The 18,078-nt window shown below is 68.0% G+C and carries 18 protein-coding genes and 1 pseudogene; 14 read left to right on the top strand and 5 right to left on the bottom strand.

What is annotated here, in order from left to right; genetic code table 11:
- Positions 1-169 precede the first annotated feature (169 nt).
- The 6 genes from R5W23_RS13860 (at position 170) to R5W23_RS13835 (ending at position 6,403) form a co-directional block, all read left to right on the top strand.
- Complete coding sequence (locus R5W23_RS13860) at positions 170-1,192, top strand: S1C family serine protease (protein ID WP_320686816.1); 1,023 nt, start codon at positions 170-172, stop codon at positions 1,190-1,192.
- 99 nt (positions 1,193-1,291) lie between these two features.
- Entirely contained in the window at positions 1,292-2,560 is a 1,269-nt protein-coding gene (locus R5W23_RS13855) for a TIGR02996 domain-containing protein (protein WP_320686815.1), read from the top strand.
- Positions 2,561-2,582: 22 nt separating this feature from the next.
- On the top strand, positions 2,583-3,842 hold the full coding sequence (locus R5W23_RS13850; protein WP_320686814.1) for a TIGR02996 domain-containing protein: 1,260 nt from the start codon (positions 2,583-2,585) through the stop codon (positions 3,840-3,842).
- Positions 3,843-3,899: 57 nt separating this feature from the next.
- Entirely contained in the window at positions 3,900-4,301 is a 402-nt protein-coding gene (locus R5W23_RS13845; protein WP_261185076.1) for a metallopeptidase family protein, read from the top strand.
- Positions 4,302-4,373: 72 nt separating this feature from the next.
- On the top strand, positions 4,374-4,988 hold the full coding sequence (locus tag R5W23_RS13840) for a POTRA domain-containing protein (protein WP_320686813.1): 615 nt from the start codon (positions 4,374-4,376) through the stop codon (positions 4,986-4,988).
- Between the two features lie 1,106 nt (positions 4,989-6,094).
- Positions 6,095-6,403: a hypothetical protein gene (locus tag R5W23_RS13835; protein WP_320686812.1), complete on the top strand. Its 309-nt coding sequence runs from the start codon at positions 6,095-6,097 to the stop codon at positions 6,401-6,403.
- A gap of 401 nt (positions 6,404-6,804) precedes the next feature.
- Here the strand turns inward: R5W23_RS13835 and R5W23_RS13830 are convergent, their stop codons facing one another.
- The 3 genes from R5W23_RS13830 to R5W23_RS13820 form a co-directional block, all read right to left on the bottom strand.
- A complete protein-coding gene (locus R5W23_RS13830) occupies positions 6,805-7,581 on the bottom strand; it encodes an NIPSNAP family protein (protein WP_320686811.1) in 777 nt (258 codons plus the stop codon).
- A 174-nt stretch (positions 7,582-7,755) separates the two neighbouring features.
- Positions 7,756-8,202: a hypothetical protein gene (locus tag R5W23_RS13825; RefSeq protein ID WP_261185081.1), complete on the bottom strand. Its 447-nt coding sequence runs from the start codon at positions 8,200-8,202 to the stop codon at positions 7,756-7,758.
- A gap of 29 nt (positions 8,203-8,231) precedes the next feature.
- Positions 8,232-8,480 carry a hypothetical protein gene (locus tag R5W23_RS13820; RefSeq protein ID WP_320686810.1) on the bottom strand — a complete coding sequence of 83 codons (249 nt, stop codon included), beginning with the start codon at positions 8,478-8,480 and terminating at the stop codon, positions 8,232-8,234.
- A gap of 562 nt (positions 8,481-9,042) precedes the next feature.
- Here R5W23_RS13820 and R5W23_RS13815 point away from each other — a divergent pair.
- The 4 genes from R5W23_RS13815 to R5W23_RS13800 all read left to right on the top strand — a co-directional run bounded on the left by R5W23_RS13815 (position 9,043) and on the right by R5W23_RS13800 (position 11,817).
- The gene (locus tag R5W23_RS13815) at positions 9,043-9,429 is read left to right on the top strand and encodes an FHA domain-containing protein (protein ID WP_261185084.1); all 387 of its coding nucleotides are present in this window, start codon (positions 9,043-9,045) and stop codon (positions 9,427-9,429) included.
- Between the two features lie 113 nt (positions 9,430-9,542).
- Entirely contained in the window at positions 9,543-10,388 is an 846-nt protein-coding gene (locus R5W23_RS13810; RefSeq protein ID WP_261185086.1) for a hypothetical protein, read from the top strand.
- 143 nt (positions 10,389-10,531) lie between these two features.
- Positions 10,532-11,158, top strand: coding sequence for a Fe(2+)-trafficking protein (locus R5W23_RS13805; RefSeq protein WP_320686809.1), 627 nt, complete (start codon positions 10,532-10,534; stop codon positions 11,156-11,158).
- Complete coding sequence (locus tag R5W23_RS13800) at positions 11,155-11,817, top strand: hypothetical protein (protein ID WP_261185088.1); 663 nt, start codon at positions 11,155-11,157, stop codon at positions 11,815-11,817. The genes R5W23_RS13805 and R5W23_RS13800 overlap by 4 nt, the downstream gene beginning before the upstream one ends.
- 18 nt (positions 11,818-11,835) lie before the next feature.
- Here the strand turns inward: R5W23_RS13800 and R5W23_RS13795 are convergent, their stop codons facing one another.
- Complete coding sequence (locus R5W23_RS13795) at positions 11,836-13,929, bottom strand: alpha/beta hydrolase family protein (protein WP_320686808.1); 2,094 nt, start codon at positions 13,927-13,929, stop codon at positions 11,836-11,838.
- A 108-nt stretch (positions 13,930-14,037) separates the two neighbouring features.
- The gene (locus tag R5W23_RS13790; protein WP_320686807.1) at positions 14,038-15,165 is read right to left on the bottom strand and encodes a LysR family transcriptional regulator; all 1,128 of its coding nucleotides are present in this window, start codon (positions 15,163-15,165) and stop codon (positions 14,038-14,040) included.
- A 621-nt stretch (positions 15,166-15,786) separates the two neighbouring features.
- On the opposite strand from R5W23_RS13790, the gene R5W23_RS13785 reads away from it, so the two are divergent.
- The 4 genes and pseudogenes from R5W23_RS13785 to R5W23_RS13770 all read left to right on the top strand — a co-directional run.
- Positions 15,787-16,053 (top strand): hypothetical protein, encoded by a 267-nt coding sequence (locus R5W23_RS13785; protein ID WP_320686806.1) that lies wholly within the window; start codon positions 15,787-15,789, stop codon positions 16,051-16,053.
- Positions 16,054-16,148: 95 nt separating this feature from the next.
- The gene (locus R5W23_RS13780; protein ID WP_320686805.1) at positions 16,149-17,087 is read left to right on the top strand and encodes an ISKra4 family transposase; all 939 of its coding nucleotides are present in this window, start codon (positions 16,149-16,151) and stop codon (positions 17,085-17,087) included.
- Positions 17,088-17,298: 211 nt separating this feature from the next.
- On the top strand, positions 17,299-17,508 hold the full coding sequence (locus tag R5W23_RS13775) for a hypothetical protein (RefSeq protein ID WP_320686804.1): 210 nt from the start codon (positions 17,299-17,301) through the stop codon (positions 17,506-17,508).
- Positions 17,505-18,078 (top strand): annotated as a pseudogene (locus R5W23_RS13770) (hypothetical protein); the annotation flags it as partial. The gene R5W23_RS13775 and the pseudogene R5W23_RS13770, both read left to right, overlap by 4 nt.

Here is an 18,078-nt window from a genome sequence, read left to right as displayed (position 1 = left end):
CTTTCGGGTGCGTCGGGCGTGCGGTACTCGGACCCGAACGGCACAATCGACGCACGGGGACCACGCGGCCCCATTTCTCGACGGCATTCTTTGAGGGAGGGAGAACGGGGCACGGCTGTCTGTTGCCCTGCGAGCGTAGAATTGGTCACCCGAACGAAAGGTGACGACCATGTCTCGGTTCTGGCAGCACTTCGTTACGAACGGCGGCGAGGAGGCGGGCGCGCCGGAGCGGCCCAAGGGCGAATCGGTCCCCGAACCCGAGGACGTGCTCGATGCGTTCTCGCGGGCCGTTGTGGGCGTCGCGGACAAGCTGCGCCCGGCGGTGGTGAACCTGCGCGTCGGCCGCGGCGAGCGGGGCGGCAGCGGGTCAGGCGTGCTGTTCGCCCCGGACGGGTTCCTGCTCACCAACCACCACGTCGTTCAGGGGCACGACAAGGTGCGGGTGCGGCTCAGCGACGGGACCGAAATGGCCGGGCGGGTGGTCGGCAACGACCCGTGGACCGACCTCGCCGTGGTGCAGGCCGAGGGCACGGCGCTCCCGTTCGCGCAACTGGGCGATTCGGCCCGGATCAAGGTCGGACAGCTCGCGGTGGCGATCGGCAGCCCGCTCGGGTTCGAGTCCACCGTCACCGCGGGCGTGATTTCCGCGCTCGGGCGCACGCTCCGGAGCGTGTCGGGGCACCTGGTCGATAACGTCATCCAGACCGACGCGGCGCTGAACCCCGGCAACAGCGGCGGGCCGCTCGTCGATTCGCACGGGCGGGTGATCGGGATCAACACCGCGGTGATTCAGCCGGCGCAAGGTATCTGCTTCGCCGTACCGGTCAACACCGCGAAGACGATCCTTCCGCAGTTGCTGAAGCACGGGCGGGTGATCCGCGGGTACCTCGGGCTGCACGCCCGACAGGTGCCGGTCGCGCCGGAGCTGCGCACGAAGTTCGGCCTGGAGCAGAAGAGCGGCGTCGAGATCCTGATGCTCGAAGAGGACGGCCCGGCCCAGAACGCGGGGCTGTGGATCGACGACATCATCATCGGGTTCGGCGACCGGCCCGTCGCGAGCGTGGACGACCTGCACCGGGCGCTGACCCAGTTGCCGGTCGGGATGCCCGCGAAGGTGGCGGTGCTGCGCGAGGGGCGGCGGCTCGAGCGCACGGCCGTGCCCGGCGAGTACCCCACCCCGGTCCGCGGGTGACCGCCGGGGCGGCGCGAAACGTCGATCGACGCCGCCCCGCGCGGGCGGCTACAATTGCGGCCCGCGACGGGGCGATCCCGAAACTCTTTGAGAGGCCCGATGTCCGACCGCGCCGCCCTCCTGAGCGCGATCTGTGCCCAGCCCGAAGAAGACACCCCGCGGCTCGCCTTCGCGGACTGGCTCGACGAGCACGCGGGCACGTTCCCGATCCCGACCGACGCCCACGCCCGGGCGCGCTTCATTCGCGACGACATCGGGATGTCCGCGCGCGCCGAGTGCGACCCGGAGCGCCTCCGGTGGGAGCTGATCGAGAAGCCGCGGCGCGAGCAGGAGCCGTGGGTCCGCGTGACCCACACGCCGGAGGTGCTGACCCCGGAGCGCGCCGGCGGGGTGCTGAAGCGCGGGTTCCCGTGGTGGGTCCGGCTGCGCCCGAGCGAGCTTCTGGCCAACGCGGACCGAGTGCTGCCGCAGGTGCCCGGGGGCGTGCTCACGTTCGCTAACCCGGACGCGCATTGGGCGGCCCTCACGCGTTCGCCGCACTTGGCCCGGCTCGCGGGCCTGCACATCCGCCAGACGCACCTGACTCCGGCCGCTCTTCAGTTGCTGGTGGAGTCCCCGCACGCGGTCGGGATCGGGTGGTTCAGCGCCGGGAGCGACGGGCTGACGAGCGCGGCGCTCCCGGTTCTCACCCGGTCCGAGTTCCTGGCGCGGCTCACGCGCCTCGACCTGGACGGCCGGCAGTGGGCCGGTGGGGCGTTCGTCAACAGTTTCGCCCAGATCGCGCACCCGGTGCGGCTCCGTGAGCTGGGCCTCGCAGAGTCCGGGCTGTCCGGGTCGCACCTTCAGCGGCTGCTCACCTCGTCTGCGGCCGAAGGCCTGGAGCGGCTCGTGCTGGCCGTCAACCCGATCGGGCGGGCGGGGCACGAGGCCGTCGCCCTGCTGCCACTCGAACGGTTGCGCAAGTTGGACCTGAGCGAGACGGCGCCCGGCGCGGACGGGCTCCGGCGGCTCGCGACCTCTCTGACGCTCAGCCGGCTGGAGCGGCTGGGGTACCGGCGGAACCACGTGAGCGCGGCGCTGGCGGCGGAACTGGCGGCGTGCCACGAGGGGAGTAACCTGCGGGTGCTGGACCTCGCGTACAACCCGATCGGCAACGCCGGTTCGGCCGCGCTGTTCCGGTCGCCGCATTTCGCCGGACTGCTGTACCTGAACCTGTCGTACTGCATGGTCGGCGACGAGGGCGTCCGCGCGCTGCTCGAGTCCCCGCTGCTCGGGACGCTCGTGCTGCTGGACCTGACCGGTTCGCCGGCGTCGGCCGAGGTGCTGGAGTTGCTCAAAGAGAAGATGGGCGACCGGGTGCGGATCTGACCCACGGATATAAGATGCTGCCATGTCTGACCGCGACGCACTCCTGAGCGCGATCTGCGCGCAGCCCGACGAGGACACGCCGCGGCTCGTCTTCGCCGATTACCTCGAAGAGCACGACGAGGCGGCCCGCGCGGCGTTCATCCGGGACCAGATCCGGCTGGCGCAGACGCCGCCGTGGGAGCCGTTCGCGGTGTGGTGCCGGTGGCACGCCCCGCACGTCGTCAGCGGCGCCCCGTTCCGCGGCACCCTCCCGAAGCTCGAAGGGTCGGCGCTGGCGTGGGGGGACACGCCGTTCCGCCGCGGGCTCGGGTGGTCCCTCCGGGTCCACATGCCGGCCCTCTGGGACACGCTCGCGGAGCCCCTGTTCGACCGGCAGCCGATCGGCCGGCTCATGTTCTGGCCCACGGCCCTCGACGACTGGCGCCGGATCGCGGCGTCGGAGCGCGTGACGCGGTTCCGCGAGGTCGCGTTCGCCACCAGCCCCATTGAGCCCCTGTTCGCGCTCCGCGACCGCCCCGCCGCGGCCGGGATCACGGACCTGTACTTCGGCCGGGCGAGCGGGGCCGGGATGCCAGAGGTGATCGAAGACCTGTTCCGCTCGCCGCTGGGGCACACGGCGCGCGGGCTCCATTTCCACACCGGGTACGAGTCCCTCAGCGCGCTTGTGGACGCGCTCAACACCGGCGGGCCGTTCGCCCGGCTGTCGTTCTCGAACATGGGAATCACCGCAGAGCACCTGCGGCAACTGTTCGCCGGGCCGGTCGCGTCGGAACTGGAGGAACTGCACCTCGCCAGCGAACCGCTGGGCGGGGACGGGATACGGGTGCTGGCCGAACAGCTCCCGAGTACCGTGCGCGACCTCGCGCTTGTGAGGGTCGGTGCGCGCGACGGGCTCGAAGTGTTCGCCCGCAGCGGGGGGCTGATGAACTTGAAGCGGCTCGACCTCAGCCTCAACCCGCTCAGCCCGCGGTCGAGCCGGCTGCTGTCGCTGTCGCACGCGCTGCCGGCCTTGCGCGCGATCAACCTCCACTCGTGCCATCTGGGGGATAAGGGGGTCCGTCACGTCACGCAGGCGCGGTGGTGGCACGGACTGGTGGAAGCGGATTTGCGGAACAACACGCTCTCACCCGCCGGGGTGCGGCACCTGCTGAACGCGCCGGTCCCGCCGGACCTCACGGCCCTGGTCCTCGACCGCGACGGTTTGGGGGCCGAGAGCCGGGCGGCGCTTCAGAGGAAGTTCGGCGCGGCGGCCGTGTTCGTGGCAGGCGAGGTGCCGGGGTAGGTCGCGTTGCGCCAGCCGGCCGTTGACGCGGCCCGGCCCGCCCGCGAGCATAACGGTATGGGCATGAGCATGAAGAAGTTCGCCGCCGTGGTGCGCCGCGCGATCGAGTCCCTGCCGGAGGAGATCAAGCGGCACCTCGATAACGTCGTCGTGGACGTGGAAGACGACCCGTCCGACGAGTTCCTCCGCGAAGCCGGGTTCACCGACGAGGAGATCGAGGCGGGCGACTCGCTGTACGGCTACTTCATGCCGCTGGAAGGGGCCAGCGCCAGCGATATGCTAGAGAACCCGAACCGCATCATCATCTTCCGCAACCCGCTCGAAGACGACTTCCCCGACCCGCGCGAGCTGGAAATCGAGATCCGCAAAACGGTGGTCCACGAGATCGCGCACCACTTCGGCTGGTCCGACCGCGACCTGGAGCGGTTCGACGACAACCCCGACCCGTTCGGCGGATGACCGGTCCGGTTCGGTCTTGACCGTCTTGCTTCAATACGACTAAGTTCTGGTCCCAGCTTCCACGGAGGGACCATGCGCGTGCGAATCCTGCTCGTATCGATCGCCCTGGCAATCGTGCCCGGAGCGGCACTTGCTCAGGAGAAGTACCCGACCATCGCGCCCCCGGCCATCGCTCCCGGAGGCCCGGGATCGGCCCCCTCGCCGCAGATCGTGCCGCCGGCAGCGCCCGTGCCTCCGCCGCAGACTGAAAAGACGGTCGACGACCTGCTCACCGAACTCGAACAGCTCCGCGTCCAACAGACCGAACTGGCGAAGCGCGAAAAGGAGCTGACCGAGGCGCTCCGCAAGAAGCTCCAACAACAAACCGAGCGGATGCAGAAGCTCGGTGTCGCTCCGAAAGCCCCCGAGCCGGACCGCGTGGGGCGCATTCTCATCGAAGGTAACGTCAAGACACCGGACGGGAAGATTCTCGAACTGCTCGACTTCCATGCAGGCCAAGTGCTGAAACACTCCGCAATTGAAGATGGCCGTGCGAAACTCGAAAAAGCCGGGTTCCGCGGCGCCACGATCAACGTGACGCCAAATGAACTCGACGCAACGTTTAAGGACATTCACGTCAAGGTGAGCGAGCCGCCGGTGCCATTCACCGGACCGGAACTTCCCCGGCCGTCGCCCGTGGGCCGCTGACGCCGTTCGGCTGGGCGTAGTCGCGGCCGGTTGCCGAACCGACACAGAGTCGCTGCCATCAGTGAGGGTAGCGGCCATATGTTCGGGCACACGGGCCGCTCGGCACCGAGCGCCACCAGATCCGAATCCGCGGTAAGGCGCTCGGCCTGTGAAGATGCCCCCGACCCCGAAGACAACCTACCCCCCGGCCCCCTCCCTGAAGGGAGGGGGGTGGCGCCGGGAACGTTGGTCCCGGTGCGTAAAGCGCGCGCGGGGCGACCCACCCCCCGGCCCCCTCCCTGAAGGGAGGGGGTGGCGCCGGGAACGTTGGTCCCGGTGCGTAAAGAGCGCGCGAGGCGCTACCGCTTCGCGCGTGGTGCGGCGATGCGGGCCACGGAGCTGGAGCGCGGGCGTCTCGCCCGCTTTCGCTTCGCGCATGTTGCGCCGGAGGCGGTCGCGCGCATCGCGACACGATACGCGAAGCGGAGGCGGGCGGGACGCCCGCGCTCCACAGAGGGCGTACCACCGCCGACGGTGCGAGACCCGCGAAGCGGAAGCGGGCGAGACGCCCGCGCTCCAGCCCCGCGACCGCCTACGGTAACGTACCCACGAAGCGTGGCGCGCGCATCTCGCCCCGGGACCAACGTTCCCCGCGCCACCCCCTCCCTTCCGCCGGCCCACGGAAGCTCCGCTGACCGGGCCAGCGAGCACGCCGAGGGGGCCGGGGGGGGTAGGTTGCCTTTGCTCCCCTCCCTTCAGGGAGGGGTTGGGGGTGGGTCTTCGCCCCGCGTGCGCATGTCGCGCCGGGACCGCCCGGTCACCCCCGGTCACCCCCTCCCTACCCCCGTAACACTCCGGCGCCACCTGGCGCGTGTGTAACGAGCGCCGGACCACGTTACACCTGCGACACGTTAGACCGGTGACACGGTGTTCGACGGACAAAAACAGGAAACAGGGTAACCAGGGGTGACCCGAGCAGCAGCAGCAAGGACTTACGGCGGCCACACCCCCTAGCCAACCGGGTGACCGGGGGGTGACCACAGGAGCGGGGCAGGGCGAGCGGACCCGGTGTCATTGGTTGAGTAGCGGCCGTGTCGAGCGCGCCGCACCGGCGGAGGAGCAGTTGTATGACGGAACCGATCCCGGCGCTGCGGTTCAGGAACGTGACGTACCACTTCCCGTTCGCGCGGCTGATCCGCTCGCACACCGCGCAGGAGCGGGACGAGTTGGCGGCCACCATCCGCGGGCACAAGCGGGTGCTGGTGCGGGTGGTGACCTACACCCGCCGCCTTGGCTACCAGAACTGTTGTGCCCCCGAGCCGGGTCGTTTTGCACCTGCCGAGCACTTTACAACTGCGGACGGCTCACATGTGAACTGGCGGCCTGCGGGCAGAAATCGGCGTACGGAGTCGCTTCTGGCCCCGACGCCGCTGTAACGGGGGTTACAGTGGCGTCGGGATAGCAACCGCGGGGGCACCGACTAGACATCCGCTACCGCCTGACTGGTCACGGGCTGGCAATTCGCTGGGCGGTCGCTACCCACGAATCACAGCTCGGAACGCGGATAACGGTTCGCAGCAGCCATCGGAGCCTGCTCGAACGGCAACCGCGCGGTACGTTGCAACATCCAGCCTGGGAATAATTTATGTCCACAGCGATGTGCGTGAGTGGATTCACTTCCCGGACGAACGCGCGGGATCAACCGCTCCGTTTGGCTGGGAAAAGGCGTGATGTGGACTTCCGGAACTACCACGCGAGAAAAACCGCGTGGCAGCGTCTCGTGTCGCCGAGTTGTAGCGGCCAACGCACCGCCGTTGACACGGTACGGAAGCGGCCGTCACTTCAGCGGCGAGTAGTCGGTCGGAACCAAGAACTCCGACACCACGCCGTTCTTTTCGGCCGTCAAACTGCCCCCGCCCTTCTCTTCGCTGGCCTTGCGGGCCGCGAGCCAGTCGGGGTCCTTGCGGAAGGCGTCGAACGACTTCGCGGCCGCCTCCTTGCTCTTGTGCGCGAGCAGGTAAATCAGGGTGTCGTCGGCCCCCTTCTCGCCCGCCAGCACGTTCCAGTAGATCAGGTTCGTCATGCCGTGCTTCGCGAACAGCTTGATCGTATGGTTCTTGAACCGGTCGTTGAGGTGCCCCAAGTTGCCCTTCGTCGCGGTGTAGGTGCGCAGCTCGAACACCCGCTCCTCGGTCCCCTTCTCGACCTTGAGCAGCGGCGAGTACTCGGTGGCGGTCAGGAACCGCGATTCCATCTTGCTCACCAGTTTGCCGTCCTTCTCGCTCTCCGCAACGGCCTTCTTCCAGTCCGCGTCGGCGCCCATCGCCTGGAGCGCTTTGTCGCGGGCAGCCTTGCTCGGCGCGGAGATGAAATAGACGAGCTTGTTTTCCTTGTTATCGACCGGCACGAAGTAGCCGACGTTGGTCAGCCCGTGCTTCTCGAACATCTTGAGCGTGTGGTTCTTGAACCGGGCGTTGAGGGCGTCGAGCTTGCCCGGGGGCGCGTAGTACACCCGCATCTCGTACACGCGGGCGTCCTTTTCGGCGGCGGAAGTGTCGGCGGTCATGAGCGTGAGGGTGGCGAGAGCAAGCGGAAGGAGCAACAAGCGACACATGCGAAGTCCTCCGGGAGCGGTGGGGCGCAGGGACGAGCATACGGCGCGGCCGGAAGAGCGGGGAGTGAAGCGAGCGGAACGTGGGGTGAAGCGCGGGAACGGCGAGTGGAGAATCTGTACCGAAAGTGGGGTGCTATTGCGCGTTCGGATGTCCTCAGCTCCCCGCCCCGTTCCTTACTTCCTCTTCGGCAGTTGTGGCAGGACGGCCGGCTCTGCGTACCGTTCGGGATCTTTCTCGAATTTCTCTTTTGCGGTGGCGTTGTAGAAGTACACCTTCACCCCTTTGTACATCGCCGACGGGTCTTTTTCAGAGACCTTTTTGTCGCGGTAGACGGGGCAGAACTGTTGCTCGATACCGCGTTTGGGCAGTTCAACCCCGGCAAGTGCCGGAATGAACTTCGGGTCGAGGTACGCGGCCGGGTCGCGACGGTACTTCGCCACGCACGTGTCGCAGCACAGGTAGATCTTTACGCCCTTGTAGGTTTCGTACTTCGAATAGACCGGGTCGATTTCGTCCTTGGTCATCACCGGACAGAACTTCTGCTCGGCCGGTTTCGGCGGATCCGCGAGAACGGCGGGAGCAACGATGAATGCGACGAACGTGAGGCTTGTGCGGAGCATCAGAGCGGGGTCCGAATGGGTGTCGGCCGTCAGGTGTGCAGAAGCGCGAGCACGAGCACGAGGAACAACATGTTCGCCACGACGATGACGAAGAACAGCAACGCAAGGCGAGACAGATCGCGGACCAACTCGCCCGGCGAGAACAGCCGTTCCGTGTCGGGCGCCGGTTGTTCGTATGTTTCGGTCTCGGGGGACGCGACCCGCGTGCGGACCCGGGGCGGGAGGTCGTCCCACCACCGGCGCGCGTCGGCACCGTCGTTCCTGTTCCGCATCACCATGAGCGAGGTCCTGTTCTCGGCCCGCCGCGAGGCGCCTCGCGGTCACGATCACATGAATTTGGGCGGTGAGAGGGCACGAACGGAGAGTGCGGTGAAATTCTAACCCACTATCGGCTGCGGCGGTATCGAAAAATGTTGGGTGGCAGGCGTCAAGAATCACCTCAACCCCAGGTCGGCGGGACGGTTGGCGCCGGTGGTGGTGACGGCGGATTCACAGGGTACGGCAGCGCCGGGCCTTCAGGGGCGGTTCCGGGTTGCGCCGGCGTGACATCCGGGGGGACGGTCGGTACCGGGTCACTCGGTCGCGGCTGTGGGTGCGGTCGGGTCGGCACGTCCGGGCCGGGTGGGGTCGGTATCGGTGAGGTGCTCACGTGGCTCGTTCCTGGGTGCGGAGTACGGGCGATACCCACGACCTATTGCAACCGTTGTGCCGCGCGACCGTGTCAACCGTACCGCCGACCGCGGGCGAGCCACGAATTTGCGGGCGCCGCCCCCCTTGTACCGGTGGCGGTCGCGAGAGAGAATGCTCGGTAACGCATCCGAACCGCCAGGGTGACCCGATATGCGCGCCCGGTTGGTGTCCGCCGACGGCGGCCCGTCCATCGATTTGGTCAAGGACATGACGCTCTTCGGTCGGGACGAAGACTGCGACATGCGCCTCGACCACAAGAGCGTTTCGAAGTTGCACTGCGTCGTCGTGAAGACGGACGGGTTGCTCCTGTTGCGCGACCTGGGCAGCACGAACGGCACCCGGGTGAACGGGCAGCGTGTGCGCCGCGCCGCGCTGCTCCCGAACGACACGGTCGCGATCGCGAACCTCAAGTACGTGGTCAAGTTCGGTGTGGAGCTGGAGAAACTGGAACAACAAGAGGAGCCGCGGCCCAAAAAGGAGCCGGCGGCGCAACTGCGACGCAACGTACTGCCCGACGTGTACCCCGAGCAGAAGTGACCGTAAGGGCCGAAACCGGGTCCCACTGGTCGGGGCCGTCGACGGCGGAGAGAATACGGTGTTATCGCCGGTAGCGGTGTCCCGCCCTCTCAACCCACAGGAGACCCTGAGCCATGACGGTCATGATCGCGATCGCCCTGTTGACGGCCCTCGCGCCCCAGCCGACGGCGCAGCCGGCCGGTGAACTGAAGCTCGCCAACGTGCGCACCACCGTGGGCGAACTCGGGCCGACCCGCGAGGTGTCCAAGATCCTCCCCGGCGACGTGCTGTTCATCGCGTACGACATCGAAGGCATCACCATCGACGGCGAGGGGCTCGCGCGTTACACGATGGCGATGGAGGTGGTGAACGCGGCCGGCGCCCGCATCCTACCGCCGCCGAGCGAGCCGAAGGTCGAGCCCCGCGAGCTGACCGAGTTCGTGCCGCTGCGCGGCAACAAGTTGCCCGCTCGGGCGTTCGTCACCATCGGCCTCGACCAGCCCGCCGGCGAGTACACCTGCAAGCTGTCAGTCACCGACTCGAAAACCAAAGCGACCGGCAGCATGAACCTGAAGTTCGAGGTGACGAAAAAGGACTTCGGGGTGGTGGCGGTGTACACCACGCACGACCAGCGCGGCGAGCTGTCCGCCCCGACCAGCGGGCAGGTGGGGCAGACGGTCTACGTGCAGTTCAGCATCGCCAGCTTCGAGCGCGACCCCAAGACCAAGCAGCCGGACGTCGAGGTCGTGTGCCAGCTCCTCGACGACAAGGGCGCCCCGCTGCTGACCACCCCGCGGAAGCACATTCAGGACGCCAAGGCCCCGCAACCGGTGAAGGACGCCGACGGCGCGTTCGCGCTCCAGTTCCCGGTGTTCATGAACCGACCGGGCAAGTTCACCGTCGAAATCACCGCGACCGATCGCGTGTCGAAGAAGACGTCGGCGTACAAGCTGCCGGTCACGGTGAGCCCGGCGAACTGAGCTTCCGGGTAGGGAACCGAGTGTCGTAAACCGGGAGCGCCCTCGAGCCGTTCCCGACTTACGACATTCGGCCTTCCGGTAATCGACCGAAGCGAGCGGCGGCGCGTACAATGCCCTCATCTCGTTTCACCCGCAGGCTCCCGATGAACAACCTCGCCGACCAGATCGCGCGCTTCCGGAACATGGCCCAAGAGGACCCCGAGAACGACTTGGCCCACTACCGTCTCGGGCAGTTCCTGCTTGAAGACGGGCAGGCCGAGGAAGCGGCGAAGTGTTTCCGTCGCACGCTCGAAATCACCCCGGAATTTTCCACGGCGTTCAAGTTCCTCGGTGAGAGCCTGTTGAAGCTCGACCGCAAGGCCGAGGCGATCGAGGTGTTTACCAAGGGCTGGTCCGTGGCCGACGACCGGGGCGACCGCGTGCCCCGCGACGCGATGGCCAAGCACCTCGAGCAGCTCGGCGCCCCGGTTCCGAAGAAGCAGGCCGCGGCGCCGGCGGACGACGACGGGCCGGGCACCGGCTTCCGGTGCGAGCGGCCCGGGTGCATGGAGGGCAAGCGCGCCCGCCAGCTCGACAAGCCGCCCGTGCCCGACGCGATCGGGCTGCGCATCCACCAAGAGATCTGCTCCGCGTGCTGGACGCTGTGGCTCAAGGATCTCAGCGTCAAGGTCGTGAACGAGCTGCGCCTGGACCTCAGCTCCGAGGGCGGTCAGGGCGAGTACGACAAGAACATGCGCGAGTTCTTCGGCTTCGAACAGGACGCCAAGTGACTTCCACCCTGGTTCAGTTCGGCAAGTCGGGGTTCGTCGGCCGGTTCACGGCCGACGGTCCCGCCGCGCGCGGCACCCGCGTGGTCGTCCACTCGCCGCGCGGGGTCGAGTGCGGGCTGGTGCTGTGTGAGCCCGGCGAGCCGTTCTCCCCGGCGCTCCCCGTCGAAGGCCGGCTCCTCCGGACAGCCACTCCCGACGACTGCGCCCGCGCCGCGCGGTTCGCCCCGCGCGAGGGCGAGTTGCTCGAAACGGCGAACGAAGCGGCCGCAAGCCGCGCGCTGCCCGTCACGTTCGTGGACGCGGAACTCACGCTCGACGACCACCTGATTCTCCACGGGCTCGCCTGGGGCGCCTGCGACGCCACGCCCCTGTTCGAAGACCTCTCCGCACGGTTCGGGCTCACCGTTCGTCTGCTCGACCTGTCCCGCGCGCCGGTCGCGAACGACCCGAAAGAAGCGTCCGGCGGGTGCGGCAAGCCGGGGTGCGGGTCCGGCGGCGGCGGGTGCTCGTCGTGCGGCACCGGGGGCGAAAAGGGCGGGTGCTCGACCGGCTCCTGCTCGCGCGGCAAGGTCAAGTCGGCCGACGAGCTGTCCGCATACTTCGCCGACCTCCGCAAGCAGATGGAGTCGGCGGCGAACACACGCACGCCGCTGGTGTAAAGCGGGCGGGTGTCGGCCTTATTTCGGCTTCCCGTTCGCGCCCCACGGGTCAATCAACCGGAGCTTCTTCGCCGCGAGGGCGGCGTAGCAGTCGGGCAGGTCGAACGACCGCAGCACGCCGGGCACGAAGCACGACAGCGGCCACACGTATTGTTCCGCTCGCGCGACATCGGCGTAGCTCGTGAGCGCGTTCTTCAAGGTCACCCGCGTGACCCGTTCCGAGAGCAGCGCGGCGAACGTCGCCGGGACCGCTCCCCACCCCTTCGCGACGAGGTGAACCTCCTTGTGGCCGACGTCCTTGAGCCACTCAAGGACGCAAAGTACGTCGAACGTTTTTTGTCCGACGTAGGGCCGGTCCAGCATGACGCCATGAGCGGCGTAGAAGTAGTCGCTGCCGTAAGCGGCGAGGAACTGGTTCGTCCCGCCACAGGTGTCCGGCCGCGACTCGCCCACCCCACGGACATCACACGCGTAGAACGCTGTTTTCGGCTCCGCGTTCACCAGCTCCGCGAGCAGCGGTTCGTCACGCAGTTCCGCGTCCGCGGAGTGGTGCGAAACGTATAAGGTCGCGCCGCCGGTGTTCTTCGGTGGGCGAGCAAGGTGCTGCTGATCATCAAGCCGGTACACCACCGCGACCGCCGGCTTCTCCGTTTCGAGGGCGTAAGCGGTCGCGAACGGTTTCGGATACTTGCGGCCCGTCACCGGGCGGAGGATGCGGTAGTCCGGTGCGCGGTCGGAAGCGGGTAGGCAGAGCGCATCGCGCACCCGTTTCGCGAGTGCCCCCGGCCCCGGCCCCGGTCTGACGCGCCGGGCGTCTTCGAGTTGCCGCGCCGTTGCAGCGGTGAACGAGAACACCGTGCGGGCCTTCAACTCGCTCACCTGCCCCTTGGGGGCCGCATAGAGGTCCTCTTCTTTCTCGACGACCAGCTTCGGTTCGCTCTTCACGTCAGACGCACCGGTCGCCGTGTTGAACCACTGGTACATGGCTTCACGGTTCTCGATGCTGTACCCGTGCCCGGTCGGCCCGATGTGCAATTTCACGTTCTCTTCCGCGCCGAGCAGCTGGTACAGGCGCCGCAGTCGCGCGAACGCCTCTTCCGCACCGCGGACATCAAAGTAGTCCTTCTCTTTCGCGAGTATCACAACGGGTTTGGGGGCCATGCACGCGAGGAAGTCCGCGTGGTCCAACCCGAGCGCGAGGACGCGCGGCGGGCACTGCTCGGTGTCCGCAGGCAACTCGTTCTCGAGGTTGCGGCGGAACGTCGTCACGAAGCACGCCGGTGCGGCCATCGTCCACCGCGGTTCCACCCCGCACAGCCACGCGGTCATCGTCCCGCCGCCGCTGTTTCCGGTGATCCCAACGTGCCTTGAATCGACCTCCGGTCGCGACAGGAGGTAATCGAGCGCGCGGACGCCGTCCCACGCGCGCCAGCTCCCGAAGAACTCGCCGACGAGGAACTGCTGATTCCCGGCGAGCAGGTGCTCACCGACCCCGACTCCGGGGCGATCGGGCTTCTCGACGTGCGGGTACTGCGACCGCTCGCCCTGCCCGATAGGGTCGAAGATGAGAACGACGTACCCCATCCGCGCCAGCCCTTGGCTGAACGACTGGTACGCGGGTTCCGCTTTCCCGTTGTGCGCGTGCCCGCACGAGCCGACGACGCCCGGGAGCTTCTTGCCCTGCTTCGCGGCGCGCGGGACGTACAGGTTGGCCGTCACATGGAACCCGGGGCGGCTCTCGAAGATCACCTTCTCAACCGTGTAAGCGTCTCGTTCGAGTTGACCGGTGACGCGCGCGTTGAGGGGCGTCTTCTCCGGGAACGGGCCGAAGCACCGGGCGACCCTGGCCCGCACGTCGCGAACGTAGGCTTCCGCGTCGGCTTTCGTTGCGATCTTCGCGCGGACCTCGTTCCCCCGCGACTCGGCGGCCCGCACCTGTTCGACGCACCACTCCTGCACGGTCCGCGGAAAGCGGTTGAGCGGCCCGAGTGGCGTCGTCGGTTGTTTCTCCTGCGCCAGGGCGGGGCACCCGTCGCACGCGAGTGCGAGAGGCGTCGCCCCCGCGGTTCTCAAGAAGCGCCGGCGGGAGACGAACGTGCGGAGGTGCGGCATGGCGGGTTCCCGTGATGTTGACGATGAACCTATCCGACCGCCGCGCGTATCGCAATGGAGCCGTGAGCCCACGGACCGACGAGGGGGGGTGTAGGACCGGCTTTGTAATCAGGCCGCGGTTCGTCGTTGGAACGGGGACCCGGGTCTTGCGGCAAGGTGTTTGGTGAGTCGTTCGTCGTCGCTGAGCACGGCGGCGCGCACCGCCAGCACGCACTCGGCTCCTTGTTCGTTCCAGAACTTCTCGGTTCCCTTGACCCGGTAGTTGATCTCCTTGATCAACGACTCGACCCACGAACTGGTCACCGGCAAACCCGCTTTCCGATACTCCGGGTACTTCATCCGATCCACGTTGTTCCGCAAGTACCCACGCGCGCGACTCAGCACCACACGCACGTCCGTGTCCTCTGCGTCCTCCGGTGGTTGGCCGATCCGTTCTTGCTCGCGATCCATTTCCACGAGCACCTCCGACACCCGACCCTGCCAGCAACCGCGCATCCAACGCACGTACCGGCTCCACTGCTCGGCGTCGGTGCCCCCGCTCGCGCGCGTCGCTTGCCACACGTAACCCAGCACGTGGATGAAGTCCAACACCGCCACGTACTCCCCGAACCAGCGCTTCTGGATCGACCAGTTGTACGCCTGGCCGTCACTCACGAACGCGCGACGACTCGCCGCCTCGAAGTTTCGCGCGTTCGCTTCCGCACCCACCAGGCGCCCGAACGCCTCGCTGTCGCGTGTCGTGGCCACGCACGTGCGCACCACGCGCTCCGGTTGCCAGGCGATCACGTCGGGTTCGGGGGCGCTCTTCGATTCAGGGGACTCGCCCGGAATTGCGGGCGCGCAAGCGTTTGAGCACGCGGTCATGTTCGCGACGTGCGTGCGGTCGAGGAAGCACGCGGGCGGTTCCGGTTGTGGGGCGAGGTCGTGCGTTGCGCTGGTGAGCGTGACCAGGCACGCGACCTTGTCCTCGCGCCAGTGCGGGTCGCGCACCCCGCACCCCAACCCCTCGGCGCGGCGCTGGTAGCGCCCCCCGTCGATCTCAACGGCCACCACGCAAGGCGCGTTGGGAACTTGTGCCTCGAGGTCACGGAGGCGATGAGCTTCGGCGCGCGCGTCGCGTGTGGCGACCAACTCGGCACCGATGGTCTCGGTCAGGCGCCCGACGTGCCGACCACTGATCGACACGTCGGCCAAGAGGCGGAGCGTTTTGGCGGCCAAGTCGAACGACGGGAGCACGGCACCGGCATGGACGATCTTGGCGAGTACGGAGGGACTGTACCCGTGGGCATCAAGTTTGAGATTGGTCCTTTGGGGGGAAAAAGTCCCGGCGACACGCGGGACAGTGAGCGACCGGTTCTTGGAGCGCGATGGTGGCCCCGCGTGCGACAACCGGGCGCGGTCGCGTTTGGGCCGGACAAAGCTTCTGGCAGGTGGGACAAGGTAGCTCGGCAGGGAGTTGCTGGGCCTGTTGCTGTACGAGGTGTTCGAGCGTCCCTCGTGCGAGTCCTCGTGTGGCGGCCGCGGCGATTTGCTCCATCTCATCGAAGTCCACATCGAGTCCCGGCCCGCTCGGACTATAGGTACTCTTGGCGACAATTTTGCCCCACTGCTTGGCGAGCTCTTCTACCGCCGCCAATTGCTCGGGCGTTAGTTTGCGTTTCGCCATCGGCTGTCCTGCCTTGCACTTGGGCCAAACTGCGAGAGGGATTTGCCACCAGTCAAGATAGCCTGACACCGACCAGACGCAAAGCCGGTCCTACACCCGACGAGTTGGGTGTGTTCGATAGGGTGCCCCTATAGATTTTGGCAGCCTATAGCGGTTAGGCTACTAACCCCCGAACTACCCCCGAGGCACGGATGCCGACGCTGACCATCGAATACCGGACCGAGAGCGAGCGGCTGATTCTGGAACAAGCGGTGGCGTTCCTGACGCAGATGCGGCAGGTCGCCGCGACCGCGCCCGACGGCACGGTCCTGGGCGCGTGTGAGCGCGTCGCCCTCGACTCGGGGCGCCGGCTGGTCCGGGACACGTTGGCTTCCGCCGTTCAGGATCGGGCCAACACCACCGACGCTCAAAAAAAGTCGGCGCGCGGCTCAAGGGGCGGCGCCCGCGGTGGCTCCTGACCGCGCTGGGGCGCGTCCGCCTGTTCCGTCAGTACGCCGTCACCACCGACGGCGGAGCGTTCCCGGCCGATGCCGTTCTGGGCGTCGACGGGTACGTGACGGCGGCGGCACAGCGGATGGCGGTGCTCGCCGGCGCGCGGGACGCGTTCGCGCGAGCCCAGGTGATGTTGCGCGAGCTCGCCGGCTGGGAACTGGACGACGAGCTGATCCGCCAGCGCACCCACGCAACGGCCCGTCGCCTGAGCGCCTCACGGGGCGCCCGCACCGACGACCGCCGGTTCACCGCCGCCGCCGGCGCGGTCGAGGTTCAGATCGACGCCGGTAAGGTGAACACCACGACCGGGTGGCGGGACGTCAAGGTGTGCGCGATCGGTAAGCGGAAGCCCGGCGAACCGGCGGCACCCGCGAAATGGGGGGACCGCGTGTTGCCGCCCCCGACCATTCGCACCGTGGTCGCGAACGTCGAGGAGGTCGGTGCGTTCGCGGTGCGGGTGCGGGCCGAGGCGGACCGGCTGAAGGTGACCACGGGCGCGGACGTGACGGTGCTCGGTGACGGCGCCGAGTGGATCTGGAACCTGGCGGCGGATGTGTTGCCCCAGGCGGCCGGTGTGCTGGACGTGTACCACGCGGCCGAGCACATCGGGACCGCGGTGAAGGCCGTCTGGGGTGACACGGCGGAGGCGACGGCGCACCGGCAGAGCGGGCTGTTGGCCGTGGTCGCGGACGGGAAAGCGGGGATCGAGCGGTGGATCGCCGACCGATTCGGCGAACGGCCACCGGGAGCCGACGGGGACCCGCTGAGGGACCTGGCCGGTTACCTCGGCGCGCACCCGACGCGCCTGGGGTACGCGGAACGGCTGGCCAAAGGCCGGAGCATCGGCAGTGGCCTCATTGAGGGCTCGATTAAGCAGCTGGTGAACCGACGGATGAAGCTCACCGGCGCGCGCTGGCGGGTCGAACACGTCGGACCGCTCGTGGAATTGGCGGCCGTCGTTGATACCCCGGACTGGCATCACTTCTGGACCGCTGCTTGAGCATCGCCAAAATCTACAGGGACACCCTGTTCGATATTTGTGGTTGCGAAATGGGGGTGGGTCGGGTAGCCTGGCTGGGGAATCCCGAACTCGTAACCCCATCGGCTCTTGCACCCGGAGGTCTGCCATTAATGGCACCGCCGACCGCGAGGCACGCATCCAGGCCACGCTCGACCAACTCCGACCTGCGGCCGAAGAGGCCCTCCGCAAGATGGCCGAGGCGCTCGTCGATCGGCCCGACGCCGAACTCTTCCGCGCCGTCGAGACCGACCTCCGCGACGCCGCCCACGACCTCGCGACCGCGGCCCAGCAGGTCGCAGCCGACGGGCGCAAAAAGGGGGCTATACCGGATCCAGCGTCGTCTGTCCCCACTGCCAATCCGACGCCCGCTTCCACTCCCACCGCCCGCGCCGCGTTCTGACCCTCACCGGCCACGTCGAGTTCACCCGCGCCTACTACCACTGCCGCGACTGCGCCCGCGGACACTACCCGGCCGATGAACCGTTGGGCCTGCGCGACGACCGGCTCAGCCCCACCTTGCGTCCGTTGGCGACCCTGGCCGGCACCCTCGCCTCCTTCACCGACGCGGCCGACGACATCCTGCGTCGGTTCGCGGGTATCCGCCTGTCGGCCGGTCCCGTCTGGGCGGCCACGGAACGCGCCGGCGCCGATCTGCTCGCCGACACCGACGGGGTTATTCTCCCGATGCCGACCGGCAACCCGTGGGACTTCACACGCCCCGACGGGAACGGGTCGGTCGGATACGTCGGGTTGGACGCGTTCAGCGTGCCGATGCAGCAGCCCGACGCGAGAAAGGCGGAGTGGCGGATGATGTACGTGGGGGTGCTATACACACCGGACAAGGAGCACACCGAGTACGTCAGCGGCTGGGATCTCGACGAGGTGGCGGCGCGTCTGCGGCGTGTGGCCGTCGCCCGCGGGTTCGGACGCGCCGGGCGTGTGGTGGCGGTGATGGACGGGGGCAACGGGT

The organism is Gemmata algarum (assembly GCF_034097035.1).
Taxonomy (GTDB): Bacteria; Planctomycetota; Planctomycetia; order Gemmatales; family Gemmataceae; genus Gemmata; species Gemmata algarum.
The sequence above is the reverse complement of the archived record's forward strand: the minus strand, read 5'-3'. Positions and strand labels throughout refer to the sequence as shown.